Annotated in this window: 21 protein-coding genes; 20 read left to right on the top strand and 1 reads right to left on the bottom strand. The window is 47.5% G+C overall.

The genetic code is table 11. The annotated features are described in order from the left end of the window. Positions 1–13 precede the first annotated feature (13 nt). The 18 genes from BLT91_RS20030 to modB all read left to right on the top strand — a co-directional run bounded on the left by BLT91_RS20030 (position 14) and on the right by modB (position 20357). Positions 14–2248, top strand: a complete 2235-nt coding sequence (locus BLT91_RS20030) for a DUF5696 domain-containing protein (RefSeq protein WP_090824171.1) — start codon at positions 14–16, stop codon at positions 2246–2248. A 2-nt stretch (positions 2249–2250) separates the two neighbouring features. After that, positions 2251–3111, top strand: coding sequence for a carbohydrate ABC transporter permease (locus BLT91_RS20025; protein WP_090824169.1), 861 nt, complete (start codon positions 2251–2253; stop codon positions 3109–3111). Positions 3112–3132: 21 nt separating this feature from the next. Continuing rightward, complete coding sequence (locus tag BLT91_RS20020; protein ID WP_090824167.1) at positions 3133–4107, top strand: carbohydrate ABC transporter permease; 975 nt, start codon at positions 3133–3135, stop codon at positions 4105–4107. Positions 4108–4223: 116 nt separating this feature from the next. After that, entirely contained in the window at positions 4224–5276 is a 1053-nt protein-coding gene (locus BLT91_RS20015; protein WP_090824166.1) for an oxidoreductase, read from the top strand. A 34-nt stretch (positions 5277–5310) separates the two neighbouring features. Beyond that, positions 5311–6156 carry a sugar phosphate isomerase/epimerase family protein gene (locus BLT91_RS20010; protein ID WP_090824164.1) on the top strand — a complete coding sequence of 282 codons (846 nt, stop codon included), beginning with the start codon at positions 5311–5313 and terminating at the stop codon, positions 6154–6156. Positions 6157–6176: 20 nt separating this feature from the next. Then, a complete protein-coding gene (locus BLT91_RS20005) occupies positions 6177–6947 on the top strand; it encodes an SDR family NAD(P)-dependent oxidoreductase (RefSeq protein WP_175532423.1) in 771 nt (256 codons plus the stop codon). A gap of 154 nt (positions 6948–7101) precedes the next feature. Continuing rightward, the gene (locus tag BLT91_RS20000; protein ID WP_090824160.1) at positions 7102–8091 is read left to right on the top strand and encodes a Gfo/Idh/MocA family protein; all 990 of its coding nucleotides are present in this window, start codon (positions 7102–7104) and stop codon (positions 8089–8091) included. Positions 8092–8205: 114 nt separating this feature from the next. Then, on the top strand, positions 8206–10098 hold the full coding sequence (locus BLT91_RS19995) for a heparinase II/III domain-containing protein (protein ID WP_175532422.1): 1893 nt from the start codon (positions 8206–8208) through the stop codon (positions 10096–10098). 6 nt (positions 10099–10104) lie between these two features. Beyond that, a complete protein-coding gene (locus BLT91_RS19990; RefSeq protein ID WP_090824156.1) occupies positions 10105–11019 on the top strand; it encodes a phosphotransferase family protein in 915 nt (304 codons plus the stop codon). Positions 11020–11242: 223 nt separating this feature from the next. Next, the gene (locus BLT91_RS19985) at positions 11243–13021 is read left to right on the top strand and encodes a cache domain-containing sensor histidine kinase (RefSeq protein ID WP_090824155.1); all 1779 of its coding nucleotides are present in this window, start codon (positions 11243–11245) and stop codon (positions 13019–13021) included. Between the two features lie 73 nt (positions 13022–13094). Continuing rightward, positions 13095–13769 (top strand): orotidine 5'-phosphate decarboxylase / HUMPS family protein, encoded by a 675-nt coding sequence (locus tag BLT91_RS19980; protein WP_090824154.1) that lies wholly within the window; start codon positions 13095–13097, stop codon positions 13767–13769. A 24-nt stretch (positions 13770–13793) separates the two neighbouring features. Continuing rightward, the gene (locus tag BLT91_RS19975) at positions 13794–14702 is read left to right on the top strand and encodes a sugar phosphate isomerase/epimerase family protein (protein WP_090824152.1); all 909 of its coding nucleotides are present in this window, start codon (positions 13794–13796) and stop codon (positions 14700–14702) included. A gap of 5 nt (positions 14703–14707) precedes the next feature. Next, positions 14708–15289, top strand: coding sequence for an alcohol dehydrogenase catalytic domain-containing protein (locus BLT91_RS33010; RefSeq protein WP_254777035.1), 582 nt, complete (start codon positions 14708–14710; stop codon positions 15287–15289). Continuing rightward, entirely contained in the window at positions 15193–15852 is a 660-nt protein-coding gene (locus BLT91_RS33005) for an MDR/zinc-dependent alcohol dehydrogenase-like family protein (RefSeq protein WP_254777034.1), read from the top strand. Before BLT91_RS33010 ends, BLT91_RS33005 begins: the two co-directional genes overlap by 97 nt. A 99-nt stretch (positions 15853–15951) precedes the next feature. Next, entirely contained in the window at positions 15952–17118 is a 1167-nt protein-coding gene (locus BLT91_RS19965; protein WP_090824150.1) for a Gfo/Idh/MocA family protein, read from the top strand. 196 nt (positions 17119–17314) lie between these two features. Beyond that, positions 17315–18715: an ABC transporter substrate-binding protein gene (locus tag BLT91_RS19960; RefSeq protein ID WP_090824148.1), complete on the top strand. Its 1401-nt coding sequence runs from the start codon at positions 17315–17317 to the stop codon at positions 18713–18715. A 137-nt stretch (positions 18716–18852) separates the two neighbouring features. Continuing rightward, positions 18853–19674, top strand: coding sequence for a molybdate ABC transporter substrate-binding protein (modA, locus tag BLT91_RS19955; protein ID WP_090824146.1), 822 nt, complete (start codon positions 18853–18855; stop codon positions 19672–19674). Then, positions 19671–20357 (top strand): molybdate ABC transporter permease subunit, encoded by a 687-nt coding sequence (gene modB, locus BLT91_RS19950; RefSeq protein WP_090824144.1) that lies wholly within the window; start codon positions 19671–19673, stop codon positions 20355–20357. Before modA ends, modB begins: the two co-directional genes overlap by 4 nt. Before the next feature lie 7 nt (positions 20358–20364). Here modB and corA read toward each other — a convergent pair whose 3' ends face one another. After that, positions 20365–21315, bottom strand: a complete 951-nt coding sequence (corA, locus tag BLT91_RS19945; RefSeq protein ID WP_090824142.1) for a magnesium/cobalt transporter CorA — start codon at positions 21313–21315, stop codon at positions 20365–20367. 131 nt (positions 21316–21446) lie between these two features. Between corA and BLT91_RS19940 the strand changes: the two genes are divergently transcribed. After that, positions 21447–21746: a TIM barrel protein gene (locus BLT91_RS19940; RefSeq protein WP_090824141.1), complete on the top strand. Its 300-nt coding sequence runs from the start codon at positions 21447–21449 to the stop codon at positions 21744–21746. 728 nt (positions 21747–22474) lie between these two features. Continuing rightward, positions 22475–23380 (top strand): group II intron reverse transcriptase/maturase, encoded by a 906-nt coding sequence (ltrA, locus tag BLT91_RS19935; RefSeq protein ID WP_217635258.1) that lies wholly within the window; start codon positions 22475–22477, stop codon positions 23378–23380. The last annotated feature ends 521 nt before the right edge of the window (positions 23381–23901 follow it).

Here is a 23901-nt window from a genome sequence, read left to right as displayed (position 1 = left end):
GACATCCTCACAAATGAAGAAAAATTGGATCAAACGGATCCTATGGATCGCCGTGCTGGCCGTTATCATCATCGTTGCCATGAAAATTCGTCAGCACCTTCCCGCTCAGTCCGTTGGGGGAACAGTGGCTCAGGGAGCCAATCAAGCCAAACAAACTGATGCTGCTGCCGCCGGAGTTACCATTTTGCCGTCTGATGAAGGATTCACCAAGGCTGCAGAGACCGATCGGTTGGAGCTGTATTTCCGTTCCCGGGACTCGGCCCTTCAGGTTAAGGATAAACGGGATGGACACGTTTGGCGTTCGGCCTATCCGCTCAAGGATACTAATGTAGACGGGAACGATTTGTGGAAGGGGGACAGCCAATCGATTTTCCATTTAAGCTACACGAACCCGAACACGCCTACATTGGAAGTGCTGGAATCGAACTCGGTCTTGCTGCAGCCGAAGATGGAGTCGAAGCCGATTGAGAACGGGATATCGGTGCATTACGATCTGCAGCAGCTGAAAATGAGCTTCACCATGCAATTTCAACTGAAGAACGGCGGGTTGGAGGTTCACGTGCCGGCGGATTCGATCAAAGAATCGGAGGAGTACGTGATTATGAGATTGTCACCGCTGCCGTTCTTCGGAGCGGCCGGCGATGAAGTCGAGGGATACGGATTTTATCCTGACGGTCCTGGGGCTATATCTTATTTCAAACCGAATCATCCTCAATATATGGAGCCCTATCGCTCAGCTGTATTCGGCTCCGATCAGATTTCGTTTAACGACTACAATCGGCCGGAGAATGCGTATTTGCCGGTATTCGGCATGAAGGTGAAGAACAATGCCTTTATGGGAATCATTACGGAGGGAGAATTCGATTCATCCGTCGTTTATGCCCCCAGCGGTTACTTGATTAACTTGAACAGAACTTCGGCGGAATTAACATACCGCAGGTCCTATGAAGCCGTGAAACAAAACGGAAACTTGGCGATTCGGGCTGAGAAAAATTTGCTGCACGAAAACCATACGGTACGTTACCTGTTCTATGGCGGGGATGAGGCCAATTACAGTCATATGGCCGTCTCATACCGCGGCTATTTACTTAAAGAAAAGGGCCTGGTTCCGCGAATGAAGAAAGGCGATCCTATTCCGCTCGGCGTCGACTTGCTGATGGGGATTAAACAACAACGCATCCTGTCCGACCGGTTTTTGCCGGCAACCACATTCGAGCAAGCCGCACAAATCTTGAAGGATCTTCACGATAAGGGGATCGAATCGATATCTGCGAATTTGCTTGGCTGGACCAAGCAAGGGTTCGGCTTCCTGCCCTCGGAGCTGCCTGCTTCATCCCAGCTGGGCAGCATGAATGGCCTGGAAGCATTATCCCGCATGGCCAAAGAGAATGGTGTGCGACTGTATTTGACGGACGACTTTGTACACGCGTTTAAGGGAGGCTCGAATGGCAGCTTCTCGGAGCGCGACGACGTCATCAAGGGGGCGAATCATTTTCCGGTGACGGATCCGTATAATGTTTCGTACTTGTTGAACGCCCGCAAGCGGAACTTGTTCTTCCAGAGCACCTATCTCAAAAATTTAAAATCGCTGCCGGTCTCAGGAATGCAATTCGATGCGTTCGGAACGATGAATTATTTTGATTACAATGACATTTATCCGCTGACTCGTGAAGGAACCGCAGCCGAATGGATGGAGATGATGAGCAAATCGCGTTCTCAGTTCGGCGGAGCGGCAGTTACAGGCGGGAATGCATACGTTCTTCCTTACGCGGACCGGATCTTCAGCTTGGGGATGCAGGACAGCGGGTTTTTCTTCACGGACGAAACAGTGCCCTTCTACCAAATGGTCATCCACGGGGTGATTCCTTATTCCGGCGTACCTCAGAATTTGTTCCACGATCCGCAGATGCAATTCTTGAAAATGGTGGAATATGGATATATGCCGTTTTATCAGCTCACCTATCAACACTCGGACGAACTGAAGGACACGTTCTTTGCTGAGTTGTTCAGCTCCCGTTACAGCAGTTGGTCCAACACCGTTGTCAAGACGTATAAAGAAATGAGCGATAAGCTCCGCGGCTCCTGGTCGCAGACGATGGTCGACCACCGCAAGCTGAAGGACCGTGTGTTTCAAACGACCTACGAGGACGGAACACGCGTTATCGTTAACTATGGAACAGACGCCACCCAAATTGACGGCCATTCCGTACTCGGAGAAAATTATGCTGTCTTGCCGAAGGAGGGGTAAATGTGAAGCGAATCGGTTTGGAGCGAAAAAAGATGCTTGCCGGCTACGTCTACATTTCCCCGTGGCTCGTCGGGTTTCTGCTGTTCATGGTGTTTCCGCTCGTCTACTCGTTGTGGTTAAGCTTCCATGATGTGGAAGGTGTAGGAAGCTTTCAGTTGAAATACGTCGGCTGGTTGAATTTCAAACATGCGTTCGTACTGGATCCGCAGTTTGTGCCGCTGTTCGTCTCTGTCATACAGGACACCGTCATCAACACGCCTTTAATCATTGTGTTCTCGCTCTTCATCGCCATCTTGCTGAACCATAGAATCAGAGGTCGTGCGTTTTTCCGTGCCTCATTCTTCCTCCCGGTGCTGATTGGTTCAGGTATGGTGCTGCAGCAATTGCTTTATGCAGGTGTAGGCCAGAAAACACTGGTAAACGGGATCGGCTTGCCGGAGTCCGCATTCATTTATATGGGGCCGGCGTTCTCACAGTTTGTGTTTGACCTGCTTAGCCGCCTGACGCTGATCTTTTGGAAAACAGGAGTGCAGATTTTGCTGTTTTTGGCAGGGCTGCAGGGTATCTCGCCGTCTCTGTACGAATCTTCTAAATGTGACGGGGCAACCGAATGGGAGATGTTCTGGAAAATCACGCTTCCGCTCGTATCGCCCGTCATTTTACTCAATTTGGTTTACACGCTGGTTGATTCCTTTACCGATGTAACGAACCGGATAATGCTGTATATTCGCGATATCGGATTCGTCAAGATTGAACTCGGCTATGCGGCAGCGCTTGGATGGATCTATTTTGCGCTGATCTTTGTGATCATTGTTATCATATTCGCCGCGTCCAGACGCTTCATCTTTTATTCCGGAGAATGATGAAAGGAGTGACCGAAGTCTATGAAAAACGCAGATGGAATATCAGCGCCACGGCACCCTGATGCTGCTCTGGAAAGGATGCCCCGCTTCTTGCGGCTCACTGCGAGCCGGTTGGCGAGCAGAAGCCGCTGGTTCGGCATCGTGTACCGGATCTTCGTTTACTGCCTGCTGATCGATTTGTCCTTCGTTTTTCTTTATCCATTCATCTATATGATAACAACGTCCCTAAAAACGCCTCCCGACCTGCTGAATTTCACGATCAAGTGGATTCCGACAAGCATGGCGTGGCAAAACTACGCGTACGGGATCGTCGGCCTTAAGTACTGGGACCATTTTTATAACTCGGCGACTACATCCCTGCTCAGTGTTGTCGGCCAAGTGCTTGCTTGCTCTTTCGTTGCGTACGGTTTCGCCCGGATCAAATTTCCAGGGCGTGAGGCGCTTTTCATGCTGGCTATGTTTACGCTCATCATTCCACCGCAAACGGTGATCATTCCGCTGTTTATCCAGTATAAAGCAATGGGTTGGATGGACACGTTCGCGCCCATCGTTGTACCTGCATTTTTTGCTAACGGACTTCGTGGGGCGCTGTTTATCTTTATTTTCCGTCAGCTGTTCCGCAATTTGCCCAGGGAGCTGGAGGATGCGGCTCGCGTCGATGGCTGCGGCAGTTTCCGAGTCTACTGGCGAATCATTTTACCGCTGACGACGCCGGCCATCGTCGTAACCGTGCTGCTGTCACTCGTATGGCACTGGAACGACTTCTTCGAACCTAACATCTATTTGACTTCGGAGGACAAATACACGCTGCCGATGATGCTTCCACGGTTGTACCAATCGCTGAACGAAACATCCGCCACGCACGGGATGGAAACGTTTGGTCTGCCGACCGTAATGGCGGCCACGTTCCTTGTCGTCGCTCCGCTGTTGCTTGTCTATTTGTTCCTGCAAAAATATTTCATCCAGGGTGTGGAGCGCACCGGGCTGGTGGAATAGCGGCCGAGTTCCGTTTGAAAGCTTGTAGATCAACTTTTGTAATTTGACGAAATTGGATCTTATTCAGCGGTATGGAAATAAGGCATCTGCTGTCTACGGATCGGGGAGAGGGATGAATGGGCAACGAGCTTCGCGTAGGTTTAATCGGCTACGGATTCGCGGGCAGAACGTTTCATGCGCCGGTTATTGCAGCTGTTTCCGATTTGAAGCTGGCAAAAGTGGTGCAGAGAAGAGGCACATCAGCCAAGGAACGGTATCCCTGGGTGGAAGTTGTGGGTGATGTCCAGGATTTATACCGGGATGACAGCATCGATCTGATTGTCGTCACGACTCCAAGTACCGATCATTACGAATTCGTAAAGGATGCTCTTCAGGCGGGAAAGAATGTCATCGTAGAGAAGCCGTTTACGGTGACAACCGATGAAGCGGATAAGCTAATCACCCTTGCGAAGGAAAAGGGAAAAGTGCTGAGCGTGTTCCATAACCGACGCTGGGACGGCGATTTTCTTACCGTTCGGCAAATTGTCCGCCAGGGCATGTTGGGCAGGATCAGCGAAGCCGAATTTTGTTGGGATTCGTACCGTCCAAGCGTGGGAGCAAACTGGCGGGACAGCGGTGCACCGGGTACCGGTGTGTTCTACGATCTCGGGGCTCATTTTCTCGATCAAGCGCTGTCCCTGTTCGGTATGCCGGCGACGATTCAAGCGGATGTACGCATCATTCGTGAAAATGCCATCGCAGACGATTACTTCAATGTTGTATTAGGCTACGAAGACGGACTAAGCGTCCGGCTAAAGTCCTCAGCACTAGTTCGTGAGCGCGGTCCGCGTTATACGCTTCACGGAACGAACGGCTCTTTTGTCAAATACGGCACTGATCCGCAGGAGCAAGCATTGATCCACGGAGAAACGCCTTTGAAGCCGAACTGGGGGGCGGAGCCGGAAGATATGTGGGGTACGCTGAACACCACCATCGGAGGCCTTCATTATATCGGCCGCATTCGGACGTTACCGGGCTCTTACACAACGTATTTTCAAAATGTTTACAACGCCATCATCGGCCGAACGGAGCTTGAGGTTAAACCGGAGCAAGCGCGTATGGCCATCCGGCTGATTGAACTGGGGATCAAGAGCAACAACGAAAAAAAGACTATTGAAGTTACTCCTTAACGAGTGATCTTCATGGCAAAAGGGAGAAGTCGTGATGTTTCCATTTAAACCGGCACTTAATGCGTCAACCTTGTTTCCTTTCAAACTGGAAGTTAAAGAGCAGGTGCGAATTGCCGCTGAAGCCGGCTACGCAGGGGTAGAACTGTGGGTCAAAGATCTGGATGCTTATTTGTCCAACGGAGGAACCGTCAAACAATTGAAGAGATACATCACGGACACGGGAATAGAGGTTGTTAACGCGATTGCCTTTTTTGCTTGGTCGGACGAGAACGAAGCGGAACGGGAGCGAGCGTTCGTGCAGGCGGAGAAGGAAATGGTGATGCTTGCGGAACTCGGCTGTGCTGCTGTAGCCGCTCCTCCTTTCGGCAATGTGGAACGTGTTTCCCTGGAAAGCATGGCTGAAAGTTTTGCCATGCTCTCGGAATTAGCCCGCAAAATCGGGATCAAGCCGTATCTGGAATTTTGGGGCAGGGCCAAGAAATTATCCCGCTTAAGCGAAGCGATATATGTGGCGATGGAAAGCGGCGCACCGAATGCCCAAATTTTGCTGGATCCGTTCCATATGTATACGGGCGGCAGCAGGGTAGAAAATCTTGCTTACTTGAACGGGGAACGGATTGGCATCGTACATGTGAACGATTATCCCGCTGCGCCGGCAAGAGATGTGATAGCCGACCGGAACCGTGTATTTCCAGGCGCTGGCTGCGCGCCTTCGCAACAATTCGCGAGCACACTGTACGATATCGGCTATAGAGGATACTTGTCGTTGGAATTATTTATTGAAGACTTCGGTACGAAGAGTGCCTTGGACGTTGCCAAGTTCGGATTGGAATCGGTAACCGATACTTATCAAGTTAAGGATGTGTTTGAAACCAGATAAGGATGGGGGAAGAGAAATCTATGGGGAACAGGCTTGCCGGAAAAGTAGTCGTCGTCACAGGCGGAACCAAAGGCATCGGGAAAGGCATTGCTTTGATGTGCGCGAGCGAGGCCGCAACTGTTGTCGTCAATGGCAGAAATGAACAAGACGGAGCAAGGGTTGTCCAAGCAATCCAGGAAACCTATTGTACCGAAGCGTTGTTTGTAAAAGCGGATATCAGCAGCGAAAAGGCATGCAAGCAGTTGATCGATGAAACGGTCGGCCGTTTCGGCAAGATCGACGGTTTGGTCAATAATGCCGGTATCTTCCCCAGGGGAACGATGGTGGATACGTCGGAGGAGCTTTTCGATTCGGTTTTTGCCGTCAACATGAAAGGCGCTTTCTTCTGTTCGATGTACGCGATTCAGTCGATGTTAAAGACAGGCGGCGGCTCCATTGTACATATGGGCTCCACGAACGGCTATAAAGGTGGAAAGGAGCTCGCTGCCTATTCTTGCTCGAAAGGCGCGATGCTTACTTTAAACCGTCACATCGCCGCCCACTATGGCAGAGATCGTATCCGGTCCAATTGGGTGACCGTCGGTTGGGTAGCCTCTGAAGGGGAAATAGAGCTGCACCAGAACAGGGGTTTAAGCCAGGAAGAATTAATGAAAATGGCTGAGAATTACATACCTAGCGGCCGTATGCAAACGCCTGAAGATATGGCATACGGAACGATCTTTTTATTATCGGACGAAGCCAGCCAAGTCACCGGCACCGAACTTCATATCAATGGGGGTCTCGGCTTATGAACAATTTTATCTGGAGGGGAAGTTAGCATTATTTACGGGTCGCGACCAAGGAGCGGAAAGCGAAAGAAGCGACGGATTTGATTCGCGAAGAAACGGGAATTAACGGTTTCGATTGCAATAAAACCATTACATTACATTTACGGAGGGATATTAGATGGAAAAAATTCGTTTCTTAATGATTGGCGTTGGTGGAATGGGAAGAGAGCACATTCGAAGATTGCTGCAAGTACCCGAATCTGAAATTGTAGCTTTGGCGGATCCTTCAGCTGCAGCAGTCGAACAAGTGAAGGAGCGTTTTCCTGAGTTGAGGGATGTAGCGGTTTATACGGACTACCGGGAGGCTATCTCACTGGCAAATGCCGATGCAGCCATTATTGTCTCGCCGCATAGCATGCATTTTGAGCAAGGAATTGCATGCTTGGACGGCGGCTTACACGTACTAATGGAGAAGCCGTTTGTCGACGGCTCCGAAAACGCGGAAAGCATCATTGCCCATGCGGCAAGTGTAAACAAGTATCTCGCCGTTGCCTACCAGCGCCACCTGATGGGCCCGTACATCTATATTCGCGACTTGATCCAAAACGGAGAACTTGGAAAAATTAATTTCATTTGCGCTTATCAGGCACAAAGTTGGCTGAAAGGTACGACAGGTACTTGGAGGCAAAACCCTGCATTATCCTGCGGCGGGCAGTTGAATGATTCCGGAAGCCATCTTCTTGACGTTGTGCTTTGGGTTACCGGTCTCGAACCGGAAAGTGTGTCTGCTTGCATTGACAACCGTGGATCACAAGTCGATATCGACTCGGCCGTCACCGTTCGCTTCCGGGAAGGCGCAATCGCGACTTTCAATGTTGTCGGAAGCGCCAGCATCGGTTGGCATGAGGATGTGTCTATTCACGGCGATAAGGGAACCGTATTGTACCGCAATAATAAAATATTCGTCGCCAAGGAAGGGCAAAGAGAACTTGTCGAAGTATCGGAAGAACTCCCGGTTTCCAGTGATCCCAATCGTGATTTTGTTGATCTCATCCTCGGCAGAGTTAATGAAGCTGCTGCGCCGTCCAGCTGCGGCTTAAGAATTGCGCGTTTGACGGAAGCGGCCTGGAAGAGTGCGGCTAACGGCGGTCAAGTTATCCATATATAATCATTGGCCTCCGATAAGCGAAACGAAGAAACAATTCAGTATGCTTACGCTTGAGGGTCTCCCTCAAGCGGTTTTAAATTTACCCACCATATAAAGATATAGAGGAAGATGTCAATGCTAGCAGAGCGTTATGTTACTGAAGAGCTTAGAGATTTTTTGCTTTCACGGGAGAATTACAAACCGTTTCCTACAATTGCGGAGCGTAATGAATGGGGTAAATTACCAGCAAATCTTAAGAAGTTTTGGATCGATAAAGGTGAGAGTAAGCTCAATTATTCATGGCCTGCTATTACAGCCACTCAATATATGGATTACAGCAGAACTGGTAATCGTGTTAGATATGACACAGTTTCCTTGGAGCGAAGACAGGATCTAGCTTCTTTGATCGTTGCCGAATGTATCGAGAACCAGGGGCGCTTTATGGATGACATCATCAACGGGATTTGGTGTATTTGTGAAGAAACATTCTGGGGCATCCCGGGACATGGCTATATGATGAAGAGACAGGACCAGCTTCCAGATGTGTCTGATCAGATCATTGAATTGTTCTCAGCCGAAACTGCATCACTACTCGCGTGGGCGTATTATCTGCTGAAAATCAAATTGGATGCAATTAGTATTATGGTATGCGAGCGTATACAACTCGAAGTTAAAAAACGGGTTCTTGATCCATATTTATACCGGACTGATTTCTGGTGGATGGGATTCAATCAAGAGAGGATGCTGAATAATTGGAATCCGTGGTGTAATTCAAATTGCTTATCCGCATTTTTACTCTTGGAAGACGACCCGCAGCGTCGTGAAGCAGCAGTGGTAAAAGCGATACGCAGTTTAGATAGTTATATTCAACGACTCCATTCAGATGGTGGTTGTGAGGAAGGACCAAAGTATTGGATATTTGCGGGAGGAACGCTTTTCGATTGTCTGGAACTGCTTTACGGAGTCTCCGGCGGAAAGATTGATGTATACCAAGAACCTCTTATTCAACAAATAGGCCGTTACATTTACAAGGCTTTTATTGATGATTCTTTTTATGCCAACTTTGCTGACAGTTCGGCGAAGGTACATATCCCCGCTGAACTTACGTACCGATATGGGCGGCGTATTGAAGATGCCAGGCTGTCTGGACTGGGAGCAATGGTGCTGAAGAAAAAGCGAGAGGAAGCAACCAATGTAGAATTTCCGGCCATGTTTCGTCTATTGCCAGCTTTATTCAATTATACGGAAATACTGCACTACACTGGAGAATCTCCTTACATCAGGGATGCGTGGCTTGACGGGATACAAGTGATGGTGGCACGGGAGCAGGAGGGCTCGTCCAAGGGGTTATACCTCGCCGCTAAGGGTGGGCACAACGATGAAAGCCATAATCACAATGACATCGGCCAATTCATCGTATATTGTGATGGCTCCCCAATGATTATAGATCCTGGCGTTGTGACATATACATCGAAATCATTCTTTTCAGAGCGATATACAATATGGGCGATGCAATCAGCCTACCATAATCTACCTATTGTAAACGGGGTTCAACAACTGGATGGAAGACAGTATAAAGCTTATGATGTCAATTATCACCAAGAAGATACGATAGCATCGTTATCGATGGACATAGCGGGAGCCTACCCTGATTCTGCCGAGATTAAAAGCTGGATGCGTTCAATAAGTCTCATTCGTGATTCGCACTCATGTATTGAAATCAAGGACAACTTTCAATTGCAGCGTGCTACAGACGATATTTCACTGATTTTGATGACTCCGTACTCTCCGCAAATCGAAAGTACAGGAAGCATTGTCTTGCAAGATGAGAATCACAATAAGGTAATAATCCAATACAACGGAGAACTGTTTGCGGTTTCGACTGACAAAATATCACTTGAGGATGAAGTCATGAGAGATATATGGGGAGATCAATTATATAGAATTAAGCTTAGAACAATTACAGCTATAGATCAGGCCGAATGTATAATAAAAATAAGTAACTTGACCCATGCAAGAGGGGGTTGAAACGATATGAATGTTCCGGCCATGGATTCTATTCTGATGAAAATCGTACATGAAGCGTTCGGGATTGAAGCTCTGCATTTGGAGAGGATGACAGTCGGCCGCATCAACTCGGTTTATAATGTGACTCTGCCCGATCGGGAGGTCATCGTTCGATGTAATGAAAATCCCTTTGTATTAAAAGGAACATCCCGAAATATTTCCATTTTGGGCGAATTGCAGCTCCCTGTCCCACAAGTCATTATGGAAGACTTAACGAAAGAACGGTACCCTTTTCACTATATGATCTTAGAAAAGATCCCGGGTCGCGATCTAAGGTTCGAGTTGGCAGGAATGACGAAAACCCAAATGACGAAACTGGCCGAAACCATCGTTTCTTTTCAGCAGAAAGCAGCGCAGCTTCCCCTTGGTACTGGGTACGGTTGGGTTCCGATCAACGACCAAGGCGAGTTTAAACAATGGAAAGATATCATTTATCGAGATTTACACAATGGTTTGCCGAATATTCTGAATGAAGTATCGACGGCAGAGGTTGAACGTACGGTTCAAGAGTTGGACCGTCTTGCTCCTTACTTCGATAACATCCGGCCTGTTTGTTTTTTAGACGACATTACAACAAAAAACGTAATCATGCTGAACGGGGAGCTGCAAGGAATAGTCGACTTGGACTGCGTTTGCTACGGGGATCCTTTATATATGATCTCACTTACTCAAACCTCCATCATTGCCGATATTCATGAATCGGATCTATTCTATATAGAGGAACTTTGCCGGATCTGGGGATTAACCGAGGAGCATCGCAAAATCGTCGATTATTATTCTTTGATTTTTGCCATGAATTTTTTGGGGTATTTCAGCGACGATGACAGCGGTTATCGGCACACAGCAGCTTATGTTAAAAAATGGATAGCCCAATTAAGTTGATTTTAACGACCATTATCGACATTATTATCGCCACCGCTCCAAGACTTTCGATTCATTTCGAATTCCATAAGATATTGTAAAATAAGTTATCAGACAACTATATTTGGAACTCTTTCATAACGGGAAACTAACAAATGAAAGCGCATCTTTAAAGACCAGGAGGGGATCACCCCGACCCAGTATTGGGATTTGGGTGTACTGTAAACTGATCGGAGGGACGTGCTTGAATCTTCATACGCATTTAAAATGGCGTTCTATAGGGTATAAATTATTTATTCTTTATTTTGTCAGCATGTCCATTTCCATTATGATCATGGGGTATCTCTCTTATAATAAAGCTAATGACATTATTCGTTCCAAAGTATCGCAGGTCGCTTTGCAAACCGTTCAGCAGGCTAACAGACGTCTCGAATTGTTAATGAATGAGTATGCTAACCGCTCTCTGATCGTTTTTGGCTACAAAGAAATCCAGAGAGGCATTCTCGGAGAATACCAGGAAAGCTACGAACAAACTTACAACAATCAGCAAATCGCCAAATTTTTGTCCAATCTGGTCAACGCGAAGAACGACACGCTTAATATTTATATTTTGGGTGAAAGCAGCGCCTCCTACAGGTATTCGTTCAACGGCTTTGCGGAGCTTCCGTCGGTTGGTAACGATCATAAAACTCAAGAATGGTACAAGCAAATTATAGCAGCGAACGGTCAGGTAGTATGGTATGGAATTCGTCCGACATTTATGAAACAAAATAACAGCGATGACAATAAACCGGTTTTTGTTCTCGGTAGGGCGATCAAAAATTTTGACCATGTAAATGAGTTCTTGGGTGTACTGATCATGGAGTTTGATCCGGAACGGATCCAGCAATTTTTGTCAGAGGTCGACTTTCACGCGGACGGCACAACGTTTATTGTCGATTCGAATAACACGGTCGTAGCCGACTCCAACGGTTCTCACCTCATGCGGCAGTCGGGGCTAGAGCTCCCCTCGGCATCGAGCGGGGTTTTTACGGACGAGGTAGACGGCAAGAAGATGATAGTGGTTTACGATAAATCGGAGATCAACGATTGGAATCTTGTCGGAATGGCCCCAATCCAAGAGCTGGTGCGCGATTCGAGTGTAATCGGTTACTACACTGTCTATCTCGTCGTTGGATTCACAATTGTGGCCATCGTGCTTGCTTTGGTAGTCGCCAAACAAACGCACAGGCCGGTGACAATGCTGCTCCGAGCCATGCGTAGGGCGAGAGAAGGCGACTTCGACGTACAAATAGCAGATGAACGAAGCGATGAATTCGGAATGTTATTTCACAGCTTTAATACGATGGTCACGAGAATTAAAAATTTAATCGATGAAGTTTATATTCAGAAGTTATTAAAAAAAGAAACGCAATTGAAGATGATGGCTTCTCAAATCAACGCTCATTTTTTGTACAATACGTTGGATTCGATCCACTGGATTTCTCGTATTTATAAAGTCGATGAGATCAGCACGATGATCTTCGGCTTGTCCAAATATCTCCGAATTAGCTTAAGCGAGGGGAAAGATTTTGTTACCGTGAAGGAAAGTGCGGAATTGCTGGAAAGCTATTTGTCCATCCAAAAAGTGAGATATCAGGACAAATTCATGGTCAATATGAGTATGGATCCGGCTATCCTGAACTACAATGTATTGAAATTCGTCTTTCAGCCACTAGTGGAGAATGCGATATATCACGGTTTGGAAAACAAGAGAGGGAAAGGTCGGCTGGACATCAGTTGGAGAAACGAAGAGCAGATTCTATATTTCGAAGTCGAGGACGACGGCATAGGGATCGAGCCCGGCAAAATGGCTGAGCTAATGGAAGCGCTGGAGAGCGACGAACCGGTCGGGGAACATAACTTTGCACTAAAAAATATCAATAGTCAAATTAAATTAGCCTATGGTAAGGAGTACGGACTGGTCATAGAAAGCACCTCCGGTGTCGGTACTAAAGTAACGATGGTCATTCCCTTAAGATAGCGATCGGACATATTTGAATAAACCATTTATATAATTAAATTAATTCATTCAATCTGGAAGGGATGTTCCTATCATGAAACCGATTGTGCAAATTTCATTGGATCTGACCAACATAGAGGACGCGCTGGAAATGGCTCAGGTCGCCGTTGAAGCGGGGGTTGATTGGATCGAGGCGGGAACACCTCTGCTGCTCGGCGAAGGTTTGTATGCGGTCGAAGCGTTAAGGCAGGCATTCCCCCATCATCCGATAGTAGCGGATTTGAAGACAATGGACGGTGGATATTTGGAGGCGGAAATGATGGCCAAGGCCGGTGCAACGCACGTAGTCGTGATGGGTGTTGCCCATCAAGCAACAATCCGTGCAGTTGTGAAGGCGGCGAGACATTACGGAATTTCCGTCATGGGTGACATCCTTGCAGCCCCTGACCCGGTGGCGTGCGCCAAGATGCTCGAAGCGAACGGCGTGGATTATATTATCGTTCATACCGGATTCGATGAGAGAGGGGAGGACCCGGAGCGGACGCCGTTCGATCACCTGCAGGCGGTAGTTCGCGCAGTATCCGTACCCGTTCAGGCTGTCGGAGGGCTTTCGGTTGATCAAGCAGCGGAAATGCCAAAGCTCGGTGCCCCGCTTGTTGTCATCGGAGCTCCGTTAGTTATCGATAAACAAGAGTTTAAACCGAGCACAGACAGAGAGAAGCTGAAGCAAATACTGCGGCAGATCGTCGAAAGGGTGAAAAACGATTAACAATCGGTATAAGGAGGTCGGGCAATGAACATGCATGCCAAAGCTCAAATTGCGGCGTTTCCAAAAGGTTTCATCGACTTATTATCGAACGGCGCCATGAGTTTGTTTGATTGGATTGAAATGGCGGGAACGCTCGAAGCAGACGGCTTGGAAATGTATCCGAGATTTTTACCGGGTTTGACGGAGCCGTTTCTGCTTGAAGTCAAAGCCGCAGCCGAACGGCAAGGACTGCAAATACCGATGATGTGCTCGTCGCCGGATTTCACCCACCCAGACCCGGAGTTCCGCTCCAATGAAATCGAGCACATGAAACGTATGATTTGGGCGATGAGTGTGCTCGGTCCAGAGTCTTTTCGCAGCTGCCGAGTGTTATCCGGGCAGAGAAGGCCCGAAGTTTCGCGTGAGGAAGGTATCTGTTGGACAGTAGACGCTATACGCAATTTGCTGCTTTTCGCCGAAGAACATCGCGTTCATCTGGTTATGGAAAATCATTACAAGGACGGATTTTGGACGCTTCCTGAGTTCGCTCAGCAGTCGGACGTGTTTCTAGAAATTATCGATCAAATCGACTCGCCTTGGTTCGGCGTAAATTACGATCCTTCTAATGCCATCGTGGCGGGAGAAGATCCGCTCATTTTACTGGAGCGGGTGAAGCACAGAATCGTCACCATGCATGCGAGCGACCGGTATGTAAAGCCGGAGTACACCCTGGAGCAGCTAAAGCATCACGATTCGGTCGGGTACTCATCCGCTCTGCTTCACGGCGTGATCGGGGAAGGTTTGAACGATTACGATGCGATATTCGCCGGGCTTCGTTCTGTGAACTTCCGCGGTTGGATCTCAATTGAGGACGGAGTGAACGGCTTGGACGAAATGCAGCGGTCCGTCTCCTTCATCAGAAGGAAAATTTCCGAACATTTGGTTAAGGAGTGATGATTTTGAAAGCGATTACGATCAGGGACGAAGAGGCCCGAGTGAAAGTTGCGATGGCGAATGTCCCGAAGCCGGGTGTGACGGGTCCGGAGGACGTATTCATTCGGGTGCTCTGCGTCGGGCTCGACGGAACGGACCGGGAAATCATCGTTGAAAACTTTGCCAGATATCCGGGCGGCAAGTCGGAAATGGTGATCGGACACGAGCTGTTAGGCATTGTTGCGGAAGCTGGCGCCGAATCCGGACTATCCCCGGGAGATCTTGTAACGGCGCTAGTAAGAAGACCGTGCAGCGAAGAAACATGCGCCAATTGCCGTAACGGACGGCAGGATTTTTGCCAAACCGGCAATTATACTGAGCGGGGAATTGCAAGGGCTGACGGCTTTATATGCGAGTATGTTGTAGAGAATGCGAAATACATCGTCAAAGTTCCCAATGAGTGCATGCCGTATGGGGTTCTTGTGGAACCGCAAAGCATCGTGGAGAAGGTATGGAACCAGACGATGAAGATTCAGCAGCGCATGATTTGGAGACCTCGGACGGTACTTATTCTGGGCTCCGTCCTTTGGGCATTTTGGCGGCTTTGACATGCAGGGTTCTTGGATTTGACACGTATGTATGGTCCAAATCGGACTCCGAGAGCTTGAACGCTGACATCATCCGCAGCATCGGAGGGCAATACCGACAAGCCGAATCCTCCGTCGACGGACCATTCTTTTCCGGATTGACGGAATACTTGAAGCAAATGGGCAAAAGCTTCGATATGATTTGGGAATGCAGCGGGCACGCCCCTCTCGGGTACGAAGCAATCCCCCTGCTCAGCAATAACGGGATCCTGGCGCTTCTTGGGGTTACTCCGGGCAACGGCCGCCTAGACCTTCCTAGCGATCAGACGTATCGGGAAATGGTTATTAAAAATAAATGTGTCATCGGATCCGTTAACGCGTCGCATCACGATTTTGAGACTGCCATCAAGCGCCTTCGCGACATTGAAAAACAGTATCCCGGCATGCTGGGCATGCTCCAAACAAACCGGTTGTCCATCGAAGAAGTGCCGGATATCGATTTTGCCAATATTAAAATTAAAGCGGTTGTTGATCTGATTCCTCCCGCTCAATGGGCTTCTCTTCTGAATGAGCGTAATGATTAGTTGAGGGAAAGCATGGGCAATCAACGCACGACGATGGGGAAAAATTTAGTGGACGTTCAGGCAGCAAATAAAAGATGAATACTAGGAGGATATATGACTATGGGCAAAAAACAAATCCGGGTTGGTATGATCGGCTATAAATTCATGGGCAAGGCCCATTCTCACGCCTACAGGGACGTCCCTTTCTACTTTGACACCGACGGGGTTCCGGTGATGCAGGCGATTTGCGGACGCGACGAGGCAGGCGTGAAGGCGGCAGCGCAGAAGCTGGGCTGGGCATCGTACGAAACCGATTGGCGCAAACTGATCGAACGAGACGATATTGATTTGATCGACATCGGCGCCCCGAATAATGCCCATGCAGAAATCGCAATTGCCGCTGCGCAAGCCGGTAAGCATATCTTGTGCGAGAAACCGCTCGCCATGAGCGTGGAGGAAGCGAAAAGGATGCTGGAGGCGGTGCGCAAAGCGGGGGTCATTCATATGATTTGCCACAATTACCGCTTTGTTCCGGCCGTTCAGTACGCCAAGAAGCTGATCGATGAAGGAAGACTCGGAAAAATTTATCACATTAGAGCGAATTACTTGCAAGACTGGATTATGGACCCGAACTTCCCATTGGTGTGGCGGTTGAAAAAAGAAGTTTGCGGTTCCGGTTCGCATGGAGATCTCGCCGCCCATTCGCTTGACCTTGCCCGCTTTCTGGTAGGGGAATTTAAGGAAGTAAACGGAATGATGGAAACCTTCATCAAGGAGCGGCCGATTGGCGAAATGAGTGGCGGCTTAAGCGCCAATGTCAAGGGAGGAGAGCTTGGGGAAGTTGATGTGGACGATGCGTCCATCTTCATGGCCCGCTTTGAGAACGGGGCTGTCGGCGTTTTTGAAGCTACGCGGTTTGCCGGCGGCAACCGCAACGGAAACCGCTTCGAGATCAATGGCGAGAGGGGTTCGATCCGTTGGGATATGGAGCAGATGAACACGCTGCAATTTTATTCCGCCGAGGACGAACCGGGCATGCAGGGCTTCCGCTCCATTAACTGCCAGGAGGAGGTTCATCCGTACGCAGGAGCTTATTGGCCACCTGCCCATATTATCGGCTATGAGCATACGTTTATCAATCTGTTCACGGAACTAATGAATGGCATCGCCAACGGCAAAAATCCGACGCCCAATTTCGAAGACGGCCTAAACAATCAAATCGTGCTCGAAGCTGTACAGAAATCCGCTCAGACAGGGCGTTGGGTATCCATTGCGGAAGTGAAATAAACGGTCCACACAGTCCATTCCTGCGGCGTTCATTGAAGAGACTCGCACATTAGCTGTGAGTCTTTTCCTTTTTTAACCGACCCAACAACAAAAAAACACACTAAAACAAAAGTCCCTTCGTTTCGGAGCATGTATGAAAACGCATACAATTAAGGAGTGCTCGGAAGTGAGTATAAGACAAAGAGGAGGTTAAAAGATGAACAATGAAAAGGTACAAGCAGGTTGGCGGGGTAAAAAGTTTGTAACACTTCCTTTGGCGGCAACCCTGGCGATGACTTTGACGATCGCCGGCTGCAGCAGCTCGATGAACACGGCATCCTCTGGCGGCGATAGTAAAGGAACGGATGCGAAAGCTGCAAATAACAAAGCTTCCAAAGACTCGGGCGCACCTGTTACGATTGATTTCTGGTTTCCGTGGGGCGGAGACTACCAAAAAGCTTTCAAAGCTAATGTTATCGACGTATTCGAGAAGCAGCATCCTGACATAAAAGTGAAAATGACATTTGTGGAGACGACAGGCCAGACACAGGCCTCGGATAAATTGCTTACAGCCATCGCAGGCGGCAATCCTCCCGACGTCGCTTTGTTCGACCGATTCTTGATCGGTTCCTGGGCGGCGAAAGGTGCCCTGACGGACTTAACGGCCTATGTGAAGGGCAGCGGCATCTCTAAGGATGATTATTATAAAGGACTTTGGGCCGAAACCGTCTATAAAGACAAGATATACGCTTTGCCTTGGGGCACCGACAATCGTGGTATGTTTTACAACAAGACGTTGATGAAAGAAGCGGGGCTTGATCCGAACAAGCCGCCGCAAACCATTCAAGAATTGGATCAAATGGCCGAGAAAATTTTCAAAAAAGGAAGCAACAACAAATACTCGCAAGTCGGATTCATTCCTTGGATGAACCAGGGATTTCTCTATACGCAAGCTTGGAACTGGGGAGGCAAATGGGAGGATGGCAATCATAATTTGACTCCCAACGATCCGCAGAATGTGAAGGCGCTTGCTTGGATGGCCGGTTACGCCAAGAAGTATGATGTCGGCAACCTGACCAGCTTCTCTGACGCCATGGGACAAACGGACATGAATCCATTCTGGACGGGAAAAGTCGGCTTCGTGTTCGACGGCAACTGGATTCTGAACGATTTGGCGAAGTACAAGCTTAACTTCGATTGGGGCGTAACTCCGATGCCGGCGGCTGAAGGCAATAAATCGGTGACATGGGCGGGAGGTTGGTCGTATGTCGTTCCGAAGGGCTCCAAGCATGAGAAGGAAGCTTGGGAATTCGTTAAATTCGTAGCCCATAAGGAAGGCACATTGCTCTGGGCGAAACGACCGAATGCCGGTAACGATATTACGGCTATGCCGGCCATTAACGAGCAATTGAAACTGGCCGAAATTGCAAATCTGAAAGTTTTCTTGGATCTAATGCCGACAGCCTTCACCAGACCGGTTTCACCGGCGGGTGCCTTACTTTGGAACGAAACGATGCGCGTACAAGATTTGGCGATTCATGGTAAAGGGGACGCACAGGCGCTTCTCGATGAAGTGAAAAAGAATGTAGATGCGGGATTGGCTAAACAGAGCAACTGATTCCCTCTTTTATCACATCATCTTCAAATGGCCTCGGGTAACTGACCACAGTGTTGGTTCCTTTTTTGTCGCATTTACTGAAATGAGATGATTTCGTATAATAGATTCATATTACATCCATATAACGGGAGTGCGGCATGAACCAAATAGTTAATCGTCGTTATTATATCAGTCTCTCTATTTTGGCAGTCATTCTCTTTGCAGGCTGCGCCCCTAAGAACGAACAGTCCTCAATGAGTAATGCTCAGACTCAAGCGCCAGAAAAAGTGGAGCTGACCGTTTCAGCGGCAGCCAGCTTAACGGATGCTCTCAGAGAAGTGCAAACCGCCTATGAGAGCAAAAATAAACAGATTAAACTGAATTTCAACTTTGGTGCGTCCGGTGTTCTTCAGCAGCAAATAGAACAGGGAGCGCCAACCGATCTGTTCTTCTCCGCAGCAGCGAAAAATATGAAGACGCTCATCGACAAACAGCTAATCGATAGTTCGGAGCAGAAGAACTTGCTCATGAATGAATTGGTTATCGTAGTTCCTTCTGATAGCAAAGCAGTTTTGCACCAAATAAATGACTTGGCGGGTCCCGATATCAAGCATTTGGCGGTTGGAGAACCACAGACGGTTCCGGCGGGCAGTTATGCGAAGGAAGCGCTGACGAATGTGAAGCTCTGGGATCCGCTGCAAGGCAAAATCGTTCAAGGCAAAGACGTGCGTCAAGTGCTTACCTATGTGGAATCCAGTAACGCGGAAGCGGGCTTCGTCTATAAAACCGATGCACTTACTTCGAAGAAAGTGAAAGTAGCGCTCAGCGTTGATACCCAGTCCTACACTCCGATTGCCTATCCGGCAGGTATAGTCAAAGCAAGCAAGCATAAGAAAGAGACCTCAGACTTCTTTACCTTTCTTGAATCGAAAGAAGCCCAAGCTATTTTTATGAAATATGGCTTTACGATTCCTAAATGAGGATACAAGTAGATTGGTTTGAGTTTGCCTCTCCGATCCTTCTCTCGTTAAAGGTTGCTGTGGTCTCCAGCTTCTTGGTTCTACTCTCTGGCGGTTTATTTGCCTGGTGGATGTCGCGGCGGAATTTCAAAGGGAGGATGGTGCTGGAAACGGTGTTTCTATTGCCGCTCGTGCTTCCTCCTACGGTAGTAGGATTTGTTCTGCTTGTCCTACTCGGCAAAAAAAGCTGGATTGGCAAGATGATGGAAAGCATGTTTAATCAGCCGATTATTTTTACTTGGGGAGCTGCTGTAGTAGCTTCGGTCGTGGTCGCTTTTCCATTAGTGTATCAGACGATGAAAACAGGCTTTGCTTCCGTCCATCGTGACTTAGAAGAGGCGGCAAGATCAATGGGAGCCAGTGAATGGCAGGTGCTGCGCCTTATCACTTTACCCTTGGCATGGCGCTCAGTCATAACAGCTTATACGCTGGGTTTTGCCCGTGGACTTGGAGAATTCGGCGCGACGCTGATGATTGCAGGCAATATTCCACATCGTACACAGACGCTGCCGACAGCCATCTATATTGCTGTTGAATCTGGCAACCAGACATTTGCCTGGTGCTGGACAGGTGCCATTATCCTCATATCGTTTATCCTGCTTTATGCGGTAAGTCCGAAGAAAGCAGCAAACTCAGGGGACTGATTAAATCCTATTTAAACCAGCCTTTTTTCCAAAACCAGGCGAACATACCGAAACCAATTCCGATCATGATCAAAAGTATTGCAAAATATCCCCAGTGCCACTCCAGCTCGGGCATATAAGAGAAATTCATCCCATAAATTCCGGCAATGAAAGTTAGAGGCATGAAAATGGTGGTGATAACCGTCAATGTTTTCATGATCGTATTCATCCGATTTGAATTCAAAGAGATGTAACTATCCCTCATATCAGCCGTCATGTCTCGGTTCGATTCAATCATTTCAGAAAGCTTGAGCAGATGATCATGAATGTCTGTGAAAAAGACGAGATGCTCGCGAAGTTGATCGAGACGCTCCGTATTTATGACTCTGTATAACAGATCACGCATAGGCACGATGGTGCGGCGTAATTTTAACAATCTAGAACGAATTTCAAAAATATCGTTCATTAAAACTTCAATCGATTCTGAATGTACGTTGTTTTCGATTTCATCAAGTTGATCCTCAATTTGGTACACACTGGGAAAATATTGATCAACCAAATTATCCAGAACTAAGTAGGCCGCATAGATATGGCCTTCACTTCGCAAGTTTTCTTGTTCGGACAACCGGCACCAAGCATCCTCGATTTCCCTCGAATCATGTAAATGAAAAGTCACAATGAAGTTACTCCCCAGAAACATGTCCACCTCTTCAGCAGCCAGCGTCTTGGCATTCATCGCATGCATCACAAAAAAATGAACATTCTCATAGTGATCCATTTTCGGCCTTTGCAGTAAGTAAAAGCAATCCTCTATCGCCAGCGGGTGGAAGCGGAAATGCTCTTTTAAATGCAAGGCTTCTTCTTCGCTTGGATTATGAAAGTCGACCCAATACCACTTGATATTCGTGTCTAAAAGCTGTTTGAGAGGGACATCATGGAGCACAGTGAAGTCAGTTGTGATAGCAAGGGAACGAATCATAGATAAAACTCCTAGGGTGATATTTCCTTTATTTTCTTCTGCTTTATTTTACCTTACAATGATGAGAGATCAGAATGCTATGTACTTACGCCATATCTTCATGAAAGAAGGATGACAATGAAGCTCTCCGTCTGTGTTGTGCTGTTTACAGCAAGCAAAATTTTGCTCAAAGTGTCAAAGAAGGGGTATCAAGAGCAGAGCAGACACAATCGTTGATTGATGGGTTGGAAGCTTGCTTGCCCCTGCTGGAACGAGAGGGCATTACGCTGTTAGTTGAGCCGTTAAACACTATTGTTGACCATCAAGGCTATTTTCTTTCCTCATCGAAAGAGGCATTTGACATTGTCAAGCAGGTTGGGAGCCAGCATGTGAAAGTGCTGTTCGATATTTATCATCAACAGATTATGTCAATATGTCCAAGCAAGGGATAAAATCCGGACATAAAATAAAAGGTAATTATCATCTTTTAAAGAGGGAGTGTTGAATATGGGAATAGCGGTAGACGGCATTCGTCGCACTAGCAGTGTAGAGATTTTAGTTCTCTTTATTCTTTTGGTTATCGTTACTATGTCTTTTTGTTGGTAACCTTGTCATCACAGTAAAGAAGAGGCTCCTGGGAGTATTCTCCTAGGAGCCTTTCTTGTGAAATATCTTCGGAAGTCCTGAAAATTTTATAAAAATTTGTTTCCTAAGTTAAAGTTAGTATTCAGTCGGTAATATCTACGTAATCCCCGGATATTGAACGTAAAAGACACCCCCTATCCGCGACTAGGAGGTGTTTTTGAGATGACAAATGTGGTGGCTGGCTGGCAATATCAGTATATGGCGAGTTGACGGTTAAGCCTTAGGTGATGACCTAAATTGTTAATTGGGGCAAGCCTGTTCTTCCTGTTCATCCTGCCCTTCCCATGATGCTTAAAGCTCAATTGAAGGTTTCACATCAATCCGTGAATAAGTATGGCCAAACTATATTCATCATTTGTTCTAGCTATGGCAAAGGCTGGTGCGCACTATGGTGGCAAAGTAAGAAATATCATTGGTGACCGAGTAATGGTTGTATTTGACTCCCAAAACTGTTTCTGCCCTACAGGGACGTACTCAGGTCGCCGGCAGTCCTTTATCCTTTAGCGTTCTTTCGCCATCGGCGGGACGCCCCCTCTTGGAGCTACCCCTCATTGGTTTAAGACGTTTACGATTGTTACTGCATCAAGATCGGTACAAAGCCGATCCTGTCAGGCGGCATTACATCGAGAAGGAAAACGGGAAGTTAAGACCTTTAGGCATTCCGACTATCCGAGAACGTGTATGTCTACAAGCGGTACGCCAAATCATTGAGCCGATTTTCGAACAAGACTTCTACTACTACAGCTTTGGCTTTCGTGCAGGATATTCGGCGCACCAAGCAATAAATACGATTCGACGCGCAAAACGCGGCGGATACGAATATGCGGTTGACCTAGATATTATGTCTTTCTTCGATGAAATTCCACACGAATTACTGATGAAAAAAGTGCATGAGCGAATCACCGACGGGAAAGTTCTGAAGCTCATTCGCGGATGGCTAACGGCGGGATTCATGGAAGATGGCCAGTTCCATGAAACGAAAATCGGGTCTCCACAAGGCGGAAATCTGTCGTCATTGCTTGCAAATTTGTATTTGAACCATTTCGACTGGGGGATGAAGGAGAAGGGCTTTGCTGTGGTAAGATATGCAGACGATGCAGTTATTTTGTGCAAGACAAAGGAACAAGCAGAAGAAGCATACCTAACGGCAAAGAGTATTTTGGAAGACGAACTACGACTACGAATGCATCCTGAGAAAACGAAGGTTGTGCATTTTGATGAAGGATTTCGATTTCTAGGATTCGACTTCAAGAAGGATTATCTGATACTACCGGATGCTAAAGTGAAGAAGTACAAGGATAAGATTCGGGAAGTCACCCGCAGGCAACAAGGGATTAACCTCGATGGAATGCTCAAGAAATTAAATGAAATTGTGCGAGGATTTGGTAATTACTTCGGCATAGGGAATGTAAAGAAGAAGTTTCAACGTTTAGACGAATGAACGCGCATGAGGGTGCGAGCCTTTATGCGCCAAAAGAAATCTACGGTTTTTAATTCACTGATTCCTAACAAAGTGTTGGAACAGGCTGGAATGGTATTTCTAACAAACTTACTCACCACACGTTTCTAATTCAGGAGTGAAATAGGCGCAGTCTGGCGACGGATGAAGAAAACTCACTCCTGAAGATGGGGAACTGACGAAGGAAAGCCGTGTGCGGGAAATCCGCATGCACGGTTTGACGGGGAGTCCGAGGGAGTAATCCCTCGTCTTACCCTACTATCAAAACCTCGTCACGAAAACGTATTATCTATGTAAGAGAAATTTTGTGGAAGAGAACAAATACCGAACGTTGGATAAATGTAAATTTTATGAAACTAATTGGTAGGAATTGGCGTAAGTATTACAGAATTAATGGGGAATCGAAATGAGGAGGAATTCACTTGAAAAAGAAATTATTGATTGCACTTGGTCTTGCCGGAATTATCGCAGCCTCTGTTGCTGTTGGGGCTTATGCAGCATCG

Source organism: Paenibacillus sp. yr247 (assembly GCF_900103825.1).
Classification (GTDB): domain Bacteria; phylum Bacillota; class Bacilli; order Paenibacillales; family NBRC-103111; genus Paenibacillus_E.
Note: the sequence above shows the minus strand (reverse complement) of the source record. Positions and strands in the feature narration are given on the sequence as shown.

Coding starts and splice junctions, on each gene's coding strand:
- BLT91_RS20020 (WP_090824167.1), top strand. CDS start 3,133: ATGAAAAACGCAGATGGAATATCAGCGCCACGGCACCCTGATGCTGCT.
- BLT91_RS20010 (WP_090824164.1), top strand. CDS start 5,311: ATGTTTCCATTTAAACCGGCACTTAATGCGTCAACCTTGTTTCCTTTC.
- modA (WP_090824146.1), top strand. CDS start 18,853: ATGAACCAAATAGTTAATCGTCGTTATTATATCAGTCTCTCTATTTTG.
- BLT91_RS19965 (WP_090824150.1), top strand. CDS start 15,952: ATGGGCAAAAAACAAATCCGGGTTGGTATGATCGGCTATAAATTCATG.
- BLT91_RS20015 (WP_090824166.1), top strand. CDS start 4,224: ATGGGCAACGAGCTTCGCGTAGGTTTAATCGGCTACGGATTCGCGGGC.
- corA (WP_090824142.1), bottom strand. CDS start 21,315: ATGATTCGTTCCCTTGCTATCACAACTGACTTCACTGTGCTCCATGAT.
- BLT91_RS33005 (WP_254777034.1), top strand. CDS start 15,193: ATGGAACCAGACGATGAAGATTCAGCAGCGCATGATTTGGAGACCTCG.
- BLT91_RS20005 (WP_175532423.1), top strand. CDS start 6,177: ATGGGGAACAGGCTTGCCGGAAAAGTAGTCGTCGTCACAGGCGGAACC.
- modB (WP_090824144.1), top strand. CDS start 19,671: ATGAGGATACAAGTAGATTGGTTTGAGTTTGCCTCTCCGATCCTTCTC.
- BLT91_RS20030 (WP_090824171.1), top strand. CDS start 14: ATGAAGAAAAATTGGATCAAACGGATCCTATGGATCGCCGTGCTGGCC.
- BLT91_RS19990 (WP_090824156.1), top strand. CDS start 10,105: ATGAATGTTCCGGCCATGGATTCTATTCTGATGAAAATCGTACATGAA.
- BLT91_RS19995 (WP_175532422.1), top strand. CDS start 8,206: ATGCTAGCAGAGCGTTATGTTACTGAAGAGCTTAGAGATTTTTTGCTT.
- BLT91_RS20000 (WP_090824160.1), top strand. CDS start 7,102: ATGGAAAAAATTCGTTTCTTAATGATTGGCGTTGGTGGAATGGGAAGA.
- BLT91_RS19980 (WP_090824154.1), top strand. CDS start 13,095: ATGAAACCGATTGTGCAAATTTCATTGGATCTGACCAACATAGAGGAC.
- BLT91_RS19975 (WP_090824152.1), top strand. CDS start 13,794: ATGAACATGCATGCCAAAGCTCAAATTGCGGCGTTTCCAAAAGGTTTC.
- BLT91_RS19960 (WP_090824148.1), top strand. CDS start 17,315: ATGAACAATGAAAAGGTACAAGCAGGTTGGCGGGGTAAAAAGTTTGTA.